This window comes from Chitinophaga sp. G7 BAM 1005 (genome assembly GCF_057126945.1).
Window position 1 is genome coordinate 5924909 of sequence record NZ_CP181478.1, and the last position, 15654, is coordinate 5940562.

Sequence of the window (15654 nt, forward strand, 5' to 3'; positions counted from 1 at the left end):
TCCTACTTACGGTTCAGGATCGAATTCAATGTAATTGACGACACCAGCTCATCAGACCTTCCTCCCAGCGCCCGGTAATACAACAAAATAGTATAGTTGTTCTCCGTTTCCCAATGATCACCTTCCGTCATATCCGTACTGAATTTTGCATTGGGCGTGGTTTTATCTACCAGGCCGTAAATATAATTATAGTAGCCCTGCTTCAGGAAAATAGTGCCTTCATAAGCACGGCTGGCCCCATTATATGTAAGCTTATTCAAGTTGTTCAGCTCATAATTGGTAAACTCTCCAAAAATGTACATTTCATACCCTGCATAAGGCTCCGGCGCTCCAAATGAGAAATGTACAGACGCATAATCCCCTTCAAAATCAGGATCATAATCATCCAGCGTGGCCAGGTAATATTTTCCATTGATATCTTTAATAAACTGATACTGCTTATCTGCCCGCTCCAGGTCCATTACCGCAAATACATCGGTACTGTTGCTATGATACTCCGAACGCTGTACCCTTTCGGTTTGCAGCCGGAAACTACGCAGGTCAATCCAGCGAAACTCCTTACCGGCCGGCATTATACAGTCCTGTTCCGCGTTATATTTTAAAATGTTGCCGTTAATAAACTGCGGCTTCAATTTGGTGAGTGCATTATCCCAGCGATAGTTCTGTAGCACCACTACCTTGATCTGGTCAAACGGATTCTGGATATTCAGGGCGCCGGTGTTTACTTCAAAATTGATCTTCTGGTGTGTGCGGAAAAGTTTAGGGGCAATAGGTTGCTGGATAAACCCGGTTATCCCGGCTTTATTCTCCACCACAAACATCCTGCGGGTAAACGCCAGCTGAGAGGTATCACTATCCAGGTATACTTTCAACAGGTAGTTGCCCGATTTTACGGGATAGCTATTGGTGCCCGGCAGCTGAACACTGTAATGGGTATAACGTTGCAGCGATACGCTGGATAACTTGTAATTCAGTATCCTGGTTTCAGAAAATCCCCGCATGTAATCAAACTGGTTTACCTGGGCGGGCGTCCAGTCGGCGTTGCAAAGCACAAAAGAATAATAGTAGTTCTTCACATCATTATCCAGGTCGTCGAACGACAGTTCCAGTTTCTCTCCCGTACCAATAGTATACATGGGTAAGCTCAACGGATCACCGCTCTGGTTAAACTTCACGGATTTGATGTTGTTGTAGTATACATGGTCCGGAGTAATAGCATTCACTTGTGCCAAAGTGCTGTTGTTAAACAAACAGGAAACAAGAGCTATTGTAAAAATTAATGCTGCTGTACGCATACGAGGTAATTGATAGTATTCAAGTTACGATTAAAAGCGGAAAGCTGAAAGCCAAAAGCCAGGTAGCAAATGATTCCGGCGAAGATAGAATATTTATCCCGCCCAATTACCCGTTGGCATCCCTTTTTGCTTTATGCTTTGCACTTTCAGCTTTTCCCTATATTTGTTCCATGCGTTTATCATTTTTTATTGCCAGACGGATTGCTTTCAATAAGGGATCTTCTTTCTCAAAATTCATTATCAATATCGCAGTAGCGGCTACTGCGATAAGCGTAGCGGTAATGATCCTGGCAACAGCGTTGGTAAACGGCTTTCAGCAGGTGATCCAGGAGAAGATCTTCAGCTTCTGGGGACATATTCATATCAACGAATACCAGCCCAACGCCGGCCCGCTTACGGAGGAAATCCCTTTCTACAGCCGAAAAAGCCTGATAGACAGCATCAAAACATCACCCGGTATTAAAACCATCAGCAATTACGCCACCAAATCCGCCATCATCAAATCCGAAAAGGAAATAGACGGTATCATCTTTAAAGGAATAGATCAGGGATACGACTGGCCACAACTGAAACGTTTCCTCCAGGCCGGCCAACTGCTACAATTTAACGACAGCTCCTATGCACCGGAAATTATGATCTCCGAATACATGGCCAAAGAACTGCAGCTGAAGGTAAATGATAAAGCCATCATCTATTTTATACAGGGAGGCGGATTACCACCCCGGGCCCGTAAACTAACGGTAACGGGCATATTCAAAACCGGTATCGAGGAATATGATAAAACCTATGTGATCGGCGATCTTAACCTGGTGCGAAAACTCAACGACTGGGACCCCGACCAGGTAGGCGGCTTCGAGATATCCATCAATAACTACCGCAACATGGATTCCGTAGCGCGGTACATGGATAACAACGTGTTGCCGGATCAATTGTTCACCCGCACCATCCGGGATATTTATCCGAATATTTTCGACTGGCTGCAACTGCAAAACCAGAATGAACTGATCATTATCGTTATTATGACCATTGTAGCCATCATTAATATGATCACGGCCATTCTCATCCTCATCCTGGAACGCACTAACATGATAGGCATTGCCAAAGCGCTCGGTATGCGCAACTGGGATATCCAGAAAATATTTGTATACCAGGCGGCTTACATCGTTATACTGGGAATACTGATCGGCGATTTCTTTGGCCTGGGCATTGCTTTCCTTCAGCAGGCCACCGGCATCTTCAAGCTGCCGGAAGAATCCTATTACATGTCGGTAGCAGCGGTATCCCTCCACTGGGTGGATATTGTACTAATCAACGTGGGCACTTTTCTTATCTGCACAGTGATATTGCAAATCCCGGCCAGGATCATCCGGCGTATTACACCCGTAAAGGCCATCCAGTTTAAATAGTTATTTCTTCCGGGCGCTTTTCACATAATCACGCAGGTAACTGCACTGGTCATATGCCTGCCGGTAGAACTTCGTTTGCCCATAATTGCCAGCCAGCAAAGGGAAGTAACGGTTACGGACCAACGCAGTGATATACTGATCACTATTGCCGTTATTAGCCGTATGTTTCTGCGAACAACGGGCAGCCATAAACGCGCACCTTGCCCTGAATTCCTTATCAGTACTGACCTGCGCTGCTTTGAGATAGTAACTCTCTGCTGCGTAGCATCCAAAATACTGCTTCTCAAAAGCGTCTTTATCACATTCCGGGGAGTACCACTGCGTAGACGGGCGATAGTCTTTTACAAAGTTCCAGGTTCTGCCATAATAGGAAATACTGAATAACGCGGTCGCATAATCGTAGTATACTTTTGCGGGTACCGGCGCTGTTTTCATCTTCTCCTGCAACTGCACCATGCGCTCGCAAAACTGCAGCTGCGTAATGGCTTTCGTATAGGGCGCTTCAGCGCTGTCTACCCCAAAGTCCTGCAGCTGATCATGGAATACCTGGTAAGAAACAGCGAGCCCACCGGGCGCCGCTTTCTTAAACCAATCACGCGCACTGCCGAAATCATGGATCCGCATATAGCTTATGCCTATCGCCTGATCCATGTTAATGCCTTTGGGAAAGAACCCTGCGAGGTAAGATTCGTATGGTGTTTTAACCGGCCGGCGCAGGAAATCCTTCAGGCGTATCAGCGTGGCCGGGTTCATATCGTTGTTGATCTGGTCCACGGAGGTTTGGCCAGAAACAAAGTAATCGTTCATATTCAGTAAATCGCAGCGACCGCGAATCAGTGACTCCTTTACAAAGTCGCCCTGCTGATGATAGCGTGGCGCCAGTATGGCAAACAACAGGTTGCGGTACGTTTTACTAAAAGAGAAGCTTTTATTTTCCCTCCTTCCCCAGCTATCCCAGTAACTTTCAGCGCCGGCAGTTTTGGTATCCAGCCATTTAAAAGACGCCAGCAGCTTCGATTCAAAGGCGCTGTCGATCGTTTTCTGCTGGTTGATGTTTACCAACAGGTTCACAATTTCCCACTGATCTTTTACTTCCGGGTCTTTTGTTTTTACTGCCGCCAGTTGTTGTGCTGCCGCCGGGTAATTTTTACGGATATAGGAAAGGTAGGCAGATGAAACCCGCCATAAGTCCACATCTTTCAATTTGCCCTTTTGAACCAGGCTATCCACTACGGTTTGTAACTCACTTAGTTTGGCAAGCAGTTTACTCTTTTCTGCAGGCGAATAATCCTGTATGCTCACAAGGCCGGCATTTTGTCCATCCATCAGCGCCGGGCTGAAGTAAGCATCTTCCAGCTTATTAATTTCCCTTCCCAGCAATATATTCAGGGCAGGAGAAGCGGGGTCTAATGCATACACCTGGCGGATGGCGGTAACATCGGGCACGGGATTAGTAAAGCCGTAAATAGCTGCTACCATTGCCTTTTCATGATCATCCTTACATAAAGGATATATTTGTTCGCTGTTGGTGTTGGTCCATGTTAAACTGATAAAGCAGGAAAGCCGCAGGGATGGGGCCATCTCAAACACACGGGAAAACAAATAGGCGCTCTGCACAGAGTCTTTCAAATGCAGTAAGGCGCCTGATTTCAACGCCAGGGCCTTATAATATACCAGGGAAGACTTTTCTTTTCCGTCAAACAGCTGGTCAAAAGAGGTAACTGCTTCGCGGTATTGCTTACTGTAATGCTGCAGCCGTACCAGCTGGAAACTATAACGGTCACGGATATCTTTATCTTTTACGTTGTCACGCAGCCCCTGTCCTTCTGTATACAATGCGGACAGCAACGGATTATTACGCTCCGGTACCGACCACGGATCGGCATTGATCACGGCAGGCTCGCACGATTTTGCGAACAGCAGGTAGCGTGCCGCTTCCCGGTTCTTTTCTTTTCCCAAAAACTGCGCAAAGGTGTTCTGCTTCACACTATCGGGTAATGCGGTACTGCCTTCCGCAATTGCAGCCAGCTGCTCCTTCGGGTAGGTGTAAATACATTCACGTATATCCTTCTCCGTTACCTTGCTGCCTGTATAGTTTTGCCAGTCGGCAACATTGGCTGTTTCTTCCGATGGAGTTGGATCGCCAAAAAAGTTGGTGAGGGCGGTATAATAGAAAGGCTCGTAGCCGGCGCCCTTTGCATACGGACTAAAAAAGGAAATGTAGTAGTCGTAAGGGTCCGGTGTTGGCCCGCAGGATAAGGTGTACACCACATTGCCAAAGAAAACGGCACAAAAGCTAATTAAAAAAACGACAAATTTTTTGTAGTTCATTCAATGGATATTTTTTCAGGGTTGTTGAATCAAGATGATAAAATATAATAACCGGATCGAGTGTCTGCAACTGTTTTGCCACTAACTGCGCGGCTGTTTCCAATGCCTGCTGGTCAATGGTTTCACGCCGGATCACGCTTCCTTCTTTTAAGGGATATCCATTCAGCGTGGTATCCTTCCTGATGGTGTACAGTTGCTTGCTACCGGCTGCAAAGATAGTGGTATCCTGCAATTCCGCCGTACCAATGTTTCTTAAAATACCCGTATACTCCGTTCCGTTGCGGAATAAAACGCTCCAGCTGAATAACGGTAAAGCGATATCCAAAGGTAAGGGATATGCTGCAACCCGTTGTTCGCCCAGGTAGGACTCCATAGCAGGTATATCGAGGATGGAATTATGCGATCCCGGTTTACGCAGGTCGCCCATGTTATAGCACATGAGCAGTCCCCTGTTTACCGGCGGTATGCCGGTGCGTACTTTGTACTTCACCTGGTACATGCGGATGGTAGCGGATACCCGGCGATCCCGGAAAAAAGGGGTTTGCCGGATCTGTTTTATAAAAGAGAAGTAGGCATCGCGGGAAGTTTGGGTCCAGTCGCAATCCAGCTGGATTTCCTTTATGCTGGTGACGGGCAGGGAATCGCACAGCTGTTCCATCAGCCGGGATACGTTGGCCGCCAGCTGGGGGCCCGGGTTTGCCCATATTTCATTCATCAGGAATACTACCGGCACTATTTCCACGCCGGCAGGGAAAGGGGCTTTCTGCCTGAATATGGCCACCGGCGTGGGCGCTTTGGTTACCTCGTCGATATCTACATCAAACAGCTTTACATACAGTCGCCTTGCGGGGAGATCCTGCATGTATTTCAGTTCGGCGGCGTTGCCCGTCCAGGTTTGCTTCCAGTAATAAAATGCGGGCGTTACGTTCCGTTTCGCCGTGTGATTACAGGAAAGCAGTAATATGATGAGCAGTATCCGGGGGTTCATGAGTAATTAAATAAGCAGGCGGCCACAGATAATACCTGCAGCTACGGCGGCATTCAATGATTCGGCGCCACCAATCCGGGGAATGGTGATCCGGTGGGTGGCCATTGCGGTTACATCTTCCGTTAATCCTCTTCCTTCATTACCTATCAGGATAATACCTTCTTTGATAGGGGGAAACTCCGCGATATTTTTTCCATGCAGGGTAGCGGCAAAGGAGGGCAGCTTCGTTTGCTGCAGCAATTCGCGGATATCGTATTCGGCTATACGAACCCGTATCATACTGCCCATAGTAGCTTGTATGGTTTTGGGATTATATACGTCCACACAATCCGGCGAACAAATGATCTGCGGAATCCCAAACCAGTCGGCTATACGAATAAGCGTTCCCATATTGCCGGGGTCCTGGATTGCTTCCAGCGCCAATGCTACTGTTCCGGCGGCAGGCAGGGGATTTACGGGAGCAGGCATATCCAGCAAGGCCATCGCCCGGTTGGGGGTAGTGAGCGACGACAGTTGTTTGAGCACAGCAGCATCCACTTCTGTTACAGTACCTGGCGGCATATGGTTTGCCAGGGAGCGGTGCTGCTCCAGCCAATCGGCTGTTGCATATACTCCTTTCACGGGCATGCCCGCCTGTAGCAGCTCCTGCACAATCTTGTCACCCTCTGCCACATACTGGCTGGATTTTTGCCTGTTTTTTTTGTGCTGTAATGATTGAATATATTTAATTTGCGCCTTTGACAACATGGGGCCAAACCTACACGATTTCTTTTAATCAGCCAAGAAGAGGCGTGGTTACCCGTTCGTCAGTATTGGCTTTTAAAATTTTTAACAACGTTTTCGCCCGTGATGCAGCTGCTTCCCAATTCAAAAATTTTATTGCTGAAACAATTGCTGCTACTGGCTGTAATACTCACGTTGGCAGCCTGCTCCAATACCAAATATCTCCAGAAAGATCAAACACTGTATACCAGCGCCAAAGTAGATGTAAAAGGCGAAATCCTCAATTCTGAAAAACAGGATCTGCGCAGCTCCCTTTCTTCCAAATCGCTGATGACACAGCAGCCCAATAAAAAACTGCTCAACAGCCGCATCAAAGTATGGCTCTATAACCAGAAGTACAACGAGAAAAAGTCCAACTGGTTCTGGAACCTGGTGCTCGCCAAAAGGAACCTGGAAGAACCCGTAGTATATGATTCTACCAAAACCAAAGAATCAGTGGCGCGCATGACCAGCTACCTTCACAACCAGGGATTCTTTTATGTAACGGTAGATTATGAGGAAAAAACTGCCCGTCGTAAAACCAACGTTACCTACCAGGTAAATACAGGAAGAAACTTTGTAATAGATAAGATCACCTACACCGTGCCGGATACCGCCATCCTGCAGCTCGTAAAAGCCAATGAGAAATTATCGCTGGTACAGAAAGGCGTTGCTTTTAAATCGGCCACCCTGGGCAGCGAAAGGGAAAGGCTCACCCGCCTTATTAAAGATGCGGGCTACTACAAGTTTAACCGCGATGCCATAGAATTCAGTGTGGACACGCTTAACAAAGCCCTGTTCCGGAATACCCTCAACCCTTTTGAAGGGTTTGTAAATATCTTTAATGAAAATAAAGGCAGGGATAAACTGACGATGGATGTGGAAATCCGGATTAAAAATCCGGAAGACAGTACCGATAGCTGGCAAAAGTATCATATCGGTAAGGTATACGCCTATCCCGACTTTTCATTGAATGCCAATCCGAACGACAGCACCCTGAAACAGGACGAGCGCAAGTTTATTACCCTCCGCTCCCACCAGGAAATACTGAAACCAAAGATCCTTTCCAGGTCCATATTACTGCGGCCCGGGGAAACTTATTCCATACAACGGTATAATAATGCTGTCAATAAATTATACGATATCGGCGTATGGCAGTTTGTAACCCTGCAATACAAAGAACCAAAAGATTCCGTAAACACGCTCGACGCCTATGTGTTCCTCACGCCCCGGCGCAGGCAGGAACTGGGTTTAACCTTTGAATTAAGCAACAGTTCGGATTATACACTCGGATCGGGTGTTACCCTGAACTACCGGCATATTAACCTGAATAAAACGGCTACGCAGCTGGGTATGGCGCTCAGTACCGGTATTGAACTGGTACGCCTGGAATCAGGATGGGAGCTGCAGTCCAAACAGTTTGGAGGCGAGGTTAGTCTTACCTGGCCACGGTTTGCGCTGCCATTTAATATCAAACAAAGCAACCGCTCCAACGTAAAAACAAGATTAACGCTTGGCGCCAACTACCTCTCCCGCGTAGAGAAGTTTGATGTGACCAGTATCAACGCCTCCTATGGCTACGACTGGAACGAAACGCTTTACAAACGCTGGATTATCCGGCCCATCACCCTCAATTATGTGGGGGTGAGCCTGGACCCTACTTTCCGCGACAGCGTGGTAAATACCAATCCATACCTGAAACGCAGCTTTGAACCGGCACTGATCGGCGGGGAAAGTGTTTCGTTTATTTTCAGCAACCAGGACCTGCTGCATCAAAACCACTACAGCTACTTCCGGGTGAACGTGGAAGAATCAGGACTCTGGCTCAGTGGCATCAACAGCCTGATGAACGGCATCAGCGGTAAAAAAACCAACCTGGAAACGCTGACCAATGTAAATATTTCAAATTTTGTAAAGATAGAAGCAGATTACCGTCACTTCTGGAAACTGGGACTACACAGCGGGCTCGCTACCAGGGTTTACGCCGGCGTAGGTATTCCGTACAGCTATTCACAGGTACTGCCCTATATCAGGCAGTTTACTTCCGGTGGTCCCAATAGTATCCGCGCATGGCGCTTACGTACATTAGGACCGGGCTCCTATAAAGATTCCTCCGCCACCGCGCAGGCATTCCCCGATCAAACCGGCGACATGAAACTGGAAGGAAACATCGAATACCGTTTCGACCTGTTGAGGATGTTTGGAGGCAGCGTAAACCTGAAAGGCGCTACCTTCCTGGATATGGGTAATATCTGGATGATCCGGAAGGACTCCACCCGGCCCGGTTCCGAATTCCGCTTTAACCAGCTGTATCACGACCTGGCAATGGGCACCGGCGCGGGCCTGCGACTGGATTTCTCCTTCTTCCTCATCCGCCTGGATTGGGGTATCCCGTTGAAAGTTCCTTACTTCACCGGTAATAAAAACGGCTGGTATGTAGGTGAATGGGACCTGAAAGACAGCCGCTGGCGCCGTGAAAATATTATCTGGAATATAGCTATTGGTTATCCGTTTTAGGAACGGAGTTAGTGGTAATGAAATCCTCCATGTCGGTAGCCTCCGACAAACTGAAATTACCGATGCGGGTTCTGCAAAGACTGCTCAGATAAGCGCCACAACCTAGTTGTGCTCCATAGTCGTTTGCCAGGGATCGTATATACGTACCCGTGCTGCATACCACCCTGAAATGTACTTCCGGTAAATCTATTTTAGTGATCTCAAATGCTGCAATGGTTAATTTACGGGGCTCTACTTTTACATCTACTCCTTTCCTGGCGAGCAGGTAAATAGGTTTACCGTTTTGCTTGATGGCAGAATGTATAGGGGGCAGCTGCATAATTTCACCGATGAAAGGCTGCGTGGCAGCCATTATGGCCGCTTCATCAAGATGGCTGATATCTTTAAAATTCTCCGGCTCAGACTCCTTATCAAACGTAGGCGTGGTAGCCCCTAAAGTAAAAGTGCCGGTGTATTCTTTCTCCTGCGCCTGGTATTCATTGATTTTCTTGGTCATTTTCCCGGTACAGCAAATCAGCAGTCCGGTAGCTAAAGGGTCCAGCGTGCCGGCGTGACCTATTTTAGCTTTGGTGAGGTTTCTTATCTTACGCACTACATCAAAGGAGGTCCATGTTAAAGGCTTGTTGATCAATATCACGGCTCCTTCCTGGTAATTTGTTTTTTCGTTCGTTTGCATGCCGCAAAGATAGCTATTAGCAGTTAGCTGTTAGCATGCGGCCGGTAATTATAGGATTTATTTAAGACGGGGAAAAGCTAAAAGCTAAGCGGTTTTTACTAAATTCACGCAATTTTCGTATACATGGCATTAGAACATCATTTAGACGCAACACTACGGCACCAGCAACAGGTAGACAATTCGCGCGACTACGTGCTGCCATTCATACAGCAGGAATTTCCGCAACTGGAAGGGCTGCGCGTAATGGAGGTAGGATGTGGGGAAGGCGGTGTACTTACTCCCTTGCTGGAAAAAGGGTGCAACTGCGTAGGCGTGGATCTTGCACCGGACCGGATAGAGCTGGCCAAAACTTTTCTTCAGAAATATCTCGGCAACGGGCAATTAAAACTGATTGCCAAAAATATCTACGATCTGGATTTCCTCGGAGAATTCCGGAATTCTTTTGATGTAATTATTTTGAAAGATGCCATTGAACACATTCCTGACCAGGAAAAGATCATTGGTCATCTGAAACAGTTGCTGAGTCCCCGCGGACAGGTATATTTTGGTTTTCCGCCGTGGTATATGCCACATGGAGGTCATCAGCAGATCTGCAAGAACAAATTCCTCAGCATGGTGCCTTATATTCATTTGCTTCCCCGCCCGCTCTACAAAGGCGTATTGCGGATGTTTGGCGAGGGAGATGATGTAGTGATAGACCTGATGGATGTGAAATCAACCGGCATTTCCATTGAACGTTTTGAACGCATCGTAAAGCGCCAGCAGTATAAGATTACACAACGCAGGTTTTACCTGATCAATCCTATCTACAAATATAAATTTGGCGTAAGCGCACGTGTGCAGTGGAAGCCCATTGCAGCGATTCCTTTCTTCCGGAATTTTGTGACTACGTGCGTGTACTACATGATAAAGCCGGCGTAGGCCCGCCTTCGGCGATGCTAAGCATTCCAGATCTCCCACGATGCCTCCGCCTGGAGGATCAGCATTTCGTGCCCGTTTTTGATGGTGGCGCCCTGTGCGGCGCCCCGTTGCAGGAAGGATGTTTCGGCCGGGTTATACACCAGGTCGTATAGCAGGTGCCTGGAAGTAAGGTACTGGTAAGGGATTTCAGGGAAGGTCTCTGTTTTGGGATACATGCCCAGGGGTGTTGTATTTACAATCACGGTATGTTCTTCCATTGCCTGCCGGTTCAGTGATGCGTAAGATACTGCTCCGTTCACGGGTTGCCGGCTTACTACAGTATAGGTAATGCCCAGCTGTTCCAGCGCGTACATAATGGCTTTGGCAGCGCCTCCGGTACCCAGTACCAGTGCGTGCTGATGATGGGCCTGCAGCAGGGGCTGCAACGATTTGGTAAATCCGATTACATCGGTATTGTAGCCTATCTTTTTTCCATCCTTAAAGTGGATGCAGTTTACAGCGCCAATTTGTGCGGCTGCGTCGCTGAGTTCATCCAGGAAAGGGATCACTACTTCTTTATATGGAATGGTAACGTTCAGGCCGTGTAGTTGTGGATGTTGCTCCAGCAGGGAGGTGAATTCAGAGATACCTGGAATCGGGAAGTTATCATATACACATCCTGATATATTTTCCTTTTCAAATTTTTCTTTGAAGAAGCCTTTGGAGAAGGAATGACTGAGCGGATAGCCAATAAGTCCGTAAATTTTCATGCACCAGGTAATTGATCATTACCAATTATGAATTACGAACCGGGGAGCAGTGTTATCCACAAATCCGTCATTCGTAATTCATAATCTGTAATTATTTAAAAAACTATTCTCTGTCGAGGAACAGGTTAAAGGTATCTCCTCTCAGGCCAATACGCATGGCTTCCAGGGAAATTACTTCATTGGGAGCCAGGTTGCCCAGGTTGGCATTACAGCCTACCAGTTCCAGGAAGTAAAGCTGTTGGGCTTTCTGTGGCGCTTCCCAGATAATTTTTTCAGCGGGGATCTGTGTCAGGATTTCCTGTACCAGTCCTTCGCGCACTTCACCGCTACCGCGGTAGATGCCCACGTTGCCGCTTTCACGGGCTTCAGCAATCACATAAGTGGCGCCGGCGGAGAGCTCAGCGCTCATCAGTTCAATCCACTTATAGGGAGGGATAATGTGTTCAGCATCTTTGGAGCCTACTTCGCTTAATACCAGCCCTATTTTTGCCAGTTTTTCAATATAGCCGCATTTTTCCGCATGCGGGATAGTGATAGAGCCGTCGGAAACTTCCATGTAGCTGATACCGTAATCTTTTACCACTTTGATGTACTCTTCAAACTGGTTGCGGATTACAAAGGCTTCGAACAGGGTTCCGCCAAAGTATACGGGAATGTTTGCCGACTGGTAAAGTTCAATTTTTGCGCGCAGGTTGGGCGTAACGTAAGCAGTGCCAAAACCCAGTTTCAGGATATCAATGTGAGGACCTGCTGCGGATAAAAAATTTCGTGCTTCTTCCAAACTCAGCCCTTTGTCCATTACCATAGTCAGTCCATGTGTACGGGGCTTCTTTGTCCTTTCCGGGATTTGTGTCAGATTAAAATTCATTTGAAATATTTTTATCTTCTTATTGGTCAGTAAAACACATACTAATTTTCGCCAGGCACTTCGGGATAGCGTAGATGCAATTTTAGTAACCGGAAATACTATTGACTTTTGTCCATGACAATTAAAAGCCGGCGCAAAAATAAGAAGTATACTTTATTTTATTAAAGTAAATAACACTGGTTAACGTTTACGGCGATATTGTGCGATCAGATCAACCACACTCACATGCTGTAACACAGCAGGGTCAAGCTCTACGAGTTTTTTAACAATCTTTGGGGCCTGTTGCAGGGCTGTTTCCAGGTGCAATAACCCTTCTTTTGTTTTACCCATAGCTATCAGGATAGCCGCCCGGTAATAGATAAAAATGGGTTTGCGGCCGGCCTTTTCCTCTGCCAGGGCCAATTGTACGAGGGCTTCCTCGAGGAATCCGGATACATACAGTCCCTTTAACAGTTCCTGCCAGGTAACGGCGCTTTTGGGCCTGGTACGTACGGCATTCATGAAATGAACCAGTGCATCCTTGTTCTTTCCAAGCTCCAGGTAGCATTCACCCAGGCTCATATTATACTCTGCGTTGGTTTTATTTATTTTCAGTGCGCTCAGTAACGATTTGGCGGCATTTTCCCAGTTGGCTTCCATCATATAGGCCACCGCAATCTTGTAGTAGAGCTTATCATCGCTGGGGCTCAGATGCGAGGCTTTGCGGTAGTAATAACGCGCCTGGGTAAATTTCCGCTGTCTTTCGTAACAGTGACCAATGGCTTCATAAATTACATCCTCCGGTTTGGCAATTTCCAGGTGTTTCTGGAGCACTTCAATGGCTTCGGCATACTTACGCAGGCGGATATACGCATCGCCCATATTACGGTAGGCATAATCGAATTTTTCATCAATGGCTACTGCGTATTGATAGGCATCGATCGCCTTCTCGTATAACTTCAGTCCCTGGAATGCGGTACCCAGGTTAAACCAGGCCAGCTGGTTATAGGGATGCTCGTCGATGATGGCGCTATGCAAACGGATGCTTTCTTCATTTCGACCGGTAAATTCTGTCCAGAAACAGATTTTATGCAATGCTTCTTCACTGGTAGGATCATACTCCAGCGCCAGTTTCAGGCAATCGAATACTTTTTCAAACTCCTCCCAGTCGTCGTACACGTCGGCCAGTTCCAGCAATAATTCCGTCCTGTCTTCTCCCGAAAACTGTTCAATCTGTTCTTCGAGCACGGCAGCTGCCTTCTGGTGCTGATTCAGCGCCAGGTAAACATCTGTTTGCAGTATATAAAGATTGATATCAGTACGGTCCAGCACTTCTGCTTTTTCCAGCAAATCCAATGCTTCCTTGTATTTTTTGGTTTCTATCAGTAAGTTGGCCTTTTTGAGAAGTAAAGTGGAAGAATAGGGGAATTGTTCAATGGCTATTTCTGCGGCCTGCAATGCGATCGGCATTTCGTCATGCTCGTCATAATAGTCTATGATCTGCTCAAATGAATCTTCGTCCAGAAAAGAATGAGACTTACCAGCCCTGAGGTTTTCAAACTGCTGCAACAAGTCTCTCAGATCATCAAAATCCTCGTTTAAAAATGAAAAGTCTTTACTCATTACTGTAAATATAGTACTTTTATCTATGCCCAAATATGGGGTGGATTCTATGTGCTAAAAAATTTTTAACAATTCTTTGTGATTTCTTCGTATCTTGCGTTAAGGATATGTTATATAATATATCAAAAAGTTTGTACATTTGTGTTACAATGAAAGCGAAAACATACATACCACGCACCTTTTCATTGTCTTGCTTGTTAGCGGGCGCATTAGCGTTTTTTGCTCTCAATGCGGCGGCAAATAATGGCTTTTTGCCCACCGATAATAACAAAGACAAAGTGAAAAAAACAGCTGACAGCCAACATTTTGTGCTGAATACAGCGATGCCCAAAACCAATCTGAGCCTCGACGCTGGCTACCGCTTTTCCGGTACCTTCAACTCAGACTTTAAGTTTACTACTACCAATAACTATAATAATGTCATTAACCTGAAAGCGGTGATGACCTATACGAAAGGTAATGTCACTTATGTAGTACCATCCAATGTCCAGGTACAATCACAACCTCCTGGAAACATGAACTTTCAGAAACTGCAGATTATTCTGCCGCTTAAGAAAGGGTAATAAACTTAACGTTTCTTCAATTACAATATGGGCCGGTTAAAAAGTTAAACAGCTTTTTAACCGGTCTTTTTTTGTGCCTGTAGCGAAGGTTGTCTTTCCCACTGATTACGCTGATTATACTGATTACCTTGATTTTACTTTTTGGATTTTATAAGGGTTTTAAATGATTTGAGGAGATATAAGCGAAAAATATCCGCTTATATCTCCTCAAATCATTTAAAATCCAAAGTGATCAAATCAAAAAAATCAGTATAATCAGCGTAATCAGTGGAAAAGACAAAATCCGCTCTCTCTACATGTTCTGAAGCTCCTTCTGGCTCACTTCCTTATAGCCCGTTTTAGGCACATCAAAATAGGAGGCCGGGATCGGGTACAATTCTATTTTTGTAGCCACTACCCTGGTTTTAGCCCCGGTTTTGGTAATAATCTCAAACTCCAGCGGGATTCCCTTCAGGTTCACAAAGCGACGATTATATTGCTTATTCTCCGGCACCAGGTCAAGAGCATAATATACCTCAAAGGTTTTACCATCAGGCATAGTGCCAATAGCTTTCCTGCAATCGTAGCCCGCCACCTTTTTGGTTTCGGACTGGTCCTGGAACCGGATACTTTCGTATTGCTTCAGGTCTTTCTGATATTGCTCTTTCCCGGCGCGTATCAGGTACTTATTCCCATGCTGATCTATCAGCGTGGTCATTGTTTCTGTTTTGCTGTTGATCAGGTAAGTGTAGTGAACAATATTAAAATTCATATCAATCCTGCTTAGTGGCCCACGCATGTATTGGGTAAAGGTGCTGCCTTCCAGCATGGCATCCATCTGCAGTTGCTCAGGCGGCAGCTCCATTTTGTAAACGATCTTAGCATCTGAAATAACACGCTGCGCCAGCAGTGAGCCGGTGCAGCACAGGAAGGTAAAAGTTAATAACAACCGATATGACATAGTGTGGCGTATTAATAATAAAATGGCAACCAGTGA

Annotated in this window: 13 protein-coding genes; 4 read left to right on the forward strand and 9 right to left on the reverse strand. The window is 46.3% G+C overall.

The window, feature by feature from the left end:
- Nucleotides 1-2: 2 nt before the first annotated feature.
- The gene (locus tag ACMXI2_RS23650; protein ID WP_483782411.1) at nt 3-1223 is read right to left on the reverse strand and encodes a type IX secretion system plug protein; all 1221 of its coding nucleotides are present in this window, start codon (nt 1221-1223) and stop codon (nt 3-5) included.
- A gap of 242 nt (nt 1224-1465) precedes the next feature.
- Between ACMXI2_RS23650 and ACMXI2_RS23655 the strand changes: the two genes are divergently transcribed.
- On the forward strand, nt 1466-2701 hold the full coding sequence (locus tag ACMXI2_RS23655) for an ABC transporter permease (RefSeq protein ID WP_483778493.1): 1236 nt from the start codon (nt 1466-1468) through the stop codon (nt 2699-2701).
- On the opposite strand, the gene ACMXI2_RS23660 is transcribed toward ACMXI2_RS23655, so the two are convergent.
- The 3 genes from ACMXI2_RS23660 to ACMXI2_RS23670 are packed head-to-tail and all read right to left on the reverse strand — an operon-like array spanning nt 2702 to nt 6767.
- Entirely contained in the window at nt 2702-5032 is a 2331-nt protein-coding gene (locus ACMXI2_RS23660) for a hypothetical protein (RefSeq protein WP_483778494.1), read from the reverse strand.
- Entirely contained in the window at nt 4998-6020 is a 1023-nt protein-coding gene (locus ACMXI2_RS23665; protein WP_483778495.1) for a hypothetical protein, read from the reverse strand. The genes ACMXI2_RS23660 and ACMXI2_RS23665 overlap by 35 nt, the downstream gene beginning before the upstream one ends.
- A 6-nt stretch (nt 6021-6026) precedes the next feature.
- On the reverse strand, nt 6027-6767 hold the full coding sequence (locus ACMXI2_RS23670) for a TrmH family RNA methyltransferase (protein WP_483778496.1): 741 nt from the start codon (nt 6765-6767) through the stop codon (nt 6027-6029).
- A gap of 102 nt (nt 6768-6869) precedes the next feature.
- Between ACMXI2_RS23670 and tamL the strand changes: the two genes are divergently transcribed.
- Nucleotides 6870-9299: a translocation and assembly module lipoprotein TamL gene (tamL, locus tag ACMXI2_RS23675; RefSeq protein WP_483782412.1), complete on the forward strand. Its 2430-nt coding sequence runs from the start codon at nt 6870-6872 to the stop codon at nt 9297-9299.
- Here the strand turns inward: tamL and truB are convergent.
- On the reverse strand, nt 9280-9975 hold the full coding sequence (gene truB, locus ACMXI2_RS23680) for a tRNA pseudouridine(55) synthase TruB (protein ID WP_483778497.1): 696 nt from the start codon (nt 9973-9975) through the stop codon (nt 9280-9282). The genes tamL and truB overlap by 20 nt on opposite strands.
- A 123-nt stretch (nt 9976-10098) precedes the next feature.
- Here truB and ACMXI2_RS23685 point away from each other — a divergent pair, with 123 nt between their 5' ends.
- The gene (locus ACMXI2_RS23685; protein ID WP_483778498.1) at nt 10099-10896 is read left to right on the forward strand and encodes a class I SAM-dependent methyltransferase; all 798 of its coding nucleotides are present in this window, start codon (nt 10099-10101) and stop codon (nt 10894-10896) included.
- 17 nt (nt 10897-10913) lie between these two features.
- Here ACMXI2_RS23685 and ACMXI2_RS23690 read toward each other — a convergent pair whose 3' ends face one another.
- The 3 genes from ACMXI2_RS23690 to ACMXI2_RS23700 form a co-directional block, all read right to left on the reverse strand.
- On the reverse strand, nt 10914-11645 hold the full coding sequence (locus ACMXI2_RS23690) for a shikimate dehydrogenase family protein (RefSeq protein WP_483778499.1): 732 nt from the start codon (nt 11643-11645) through the stop codon (nt 10914-10916).
- Nucleotides 11646-11748: 103 nt separating this feature from the next.
- A complete protein-coding gene (locus ACMXI2_RS23695; RefSeq protein WP_079470721.1) occupies nt 11749-12513 on the reverse strand; it encodes a phosphosulfolactate synthase in 765 nt (254 codons plus the stop codon).
- A gap of 180 nt (nt 12514-12693) precedes the next feature.
- Nucleotides 12694-14115, reverse strand: a complete 1422-nt coding sequence (locus ACMXI2_RS23700; RefSeq protein ID WP_483778500.1) for a tetratricopeptide repeat protein — start codon at nt 14113-14115, stop codon at nt 12694-12696.
- Between the two features lie 149 nt (nt 14116-14264).
- Here ACMXI2_RS23700 and ACMXI2_RS23705 point away from each other — a divergent pair, with 149 nt between their 5' ends.
- The gene (locus ACMXI2_RS23705) at nt 14265-14678 is read left to right on the forward strand and encodes a hypothetical protein (protein ID WP_483778501.1); all 414 of its coding nucleotides are present in this window, start codon (nt 14265-14267) and stop codon (nt 14676-14678) included.
- A 292-nt stretch (nt 14679-14970) separates the two neighbouring features.
- On the opposite strand, the gene ACMXI2_RS23710 is transcribed toward ACMXI2_RS23705, so the two are convergent.
- Nucleotides 14971-15618, reverse strand: coding sequence for a hypothetical protein (locus tag ACMXI2_RS23710; RefSeq protein ID WP_483778502.1), 648 nt, complete (start codon nt 15616-15618; stop codon nt 14971-14973).
- Nucleotides 15619-15654 lie beyond the last annotated feature (36 nt).

Excerpts from the sequence above, each read along its gene's own strand:
- ACMXI2_RS23655 (WP_483778493.1), top strand. The coding sequence starts at position 1,466 with ATGCGTTTATCATTTTTTATTGCCAGACGGATTGCTTTCAATAAGGGA.
- ACMXI2_RS23660 (WP_483778494.1), bottom strand. The coding sequence starts at position 5,032 with ATGAACTACAAAAAATTTGTCGTTTTTTTAATTAGCTTTTGTGCCGTT.
- ACMXI2_RS23665 (WP_483778495.1), bottom strand. The coding sequence starts at position 6,020 with ATGAACCCCCGGATACTGCTCATCATATTACTGCTTTCCTGTAATCAC.
- ACMXI2_RS23670 (WP_483778496.1), bottom strand. The coding sequence starts at position 6,767 with ATGTTGTCAAAGGCGCAAATTAAATATATTCAATCATTACAGCACAAA.
- tamL (WP_483782412.1), top strand. The coding sequence starts at position 6,870 with ATGCAGCTGCTTCCCAATTCAAAAATTTTATTGCTGAAACAATTGCTG.
- truB (WP_483778497.1), bottom strand. The coding sequence starts at position 9,975 with ATGCAAACGAACGAAAAAACAAATTACCAGGAAGGAGCCGTGATATTG.
- ACMXI2_RS23685 (WP_483778498.1), top strand. The coding sequence starts at position 10,099 with ATGGCATTAGAACATCATTTAGACGCAACACTACGGCACCAGCAACAG.
- ACMXI2_RS23690 (WP_483778499.1), bottom strand. The coding sequence starts at position 11,645 with ATGAAAATTTACGGACTTATTGGCTATCCGCTCAGTCATTCCTTCTCC.
- ACMXI2_RS23695 (WP_079470721.1), bottom strand. The coding sequence starts at position 12,513 with ATGAATTTTAATCTGACACAAATCCCGGAAAGGACAAAGAAGCCCCGT.
- ACMXI2_RS23700 (WP_483778500.1), bottom strand. The coding sequence starts at position 14,115 with ATGAGTAAAGACTTTTCATTTTTAAACGAGGATTTTGATGATCTGAGA.
- ACMXI2_RS23705 (WP_483778501.1), top strand. The coding sequence starts at position 14,265 with ATGAAAGCGAAAACATACATACCACGCACCTTTTCATTGTCTTGCTTG.
- ACMXI2_RS23710 (WP_483778502.1), bottom strand. The coding sequence starts at position 15,618 with ATGTCATATCGGTTGTTATTAACTTTTACCTTCCTGTGCTGCACCGGC.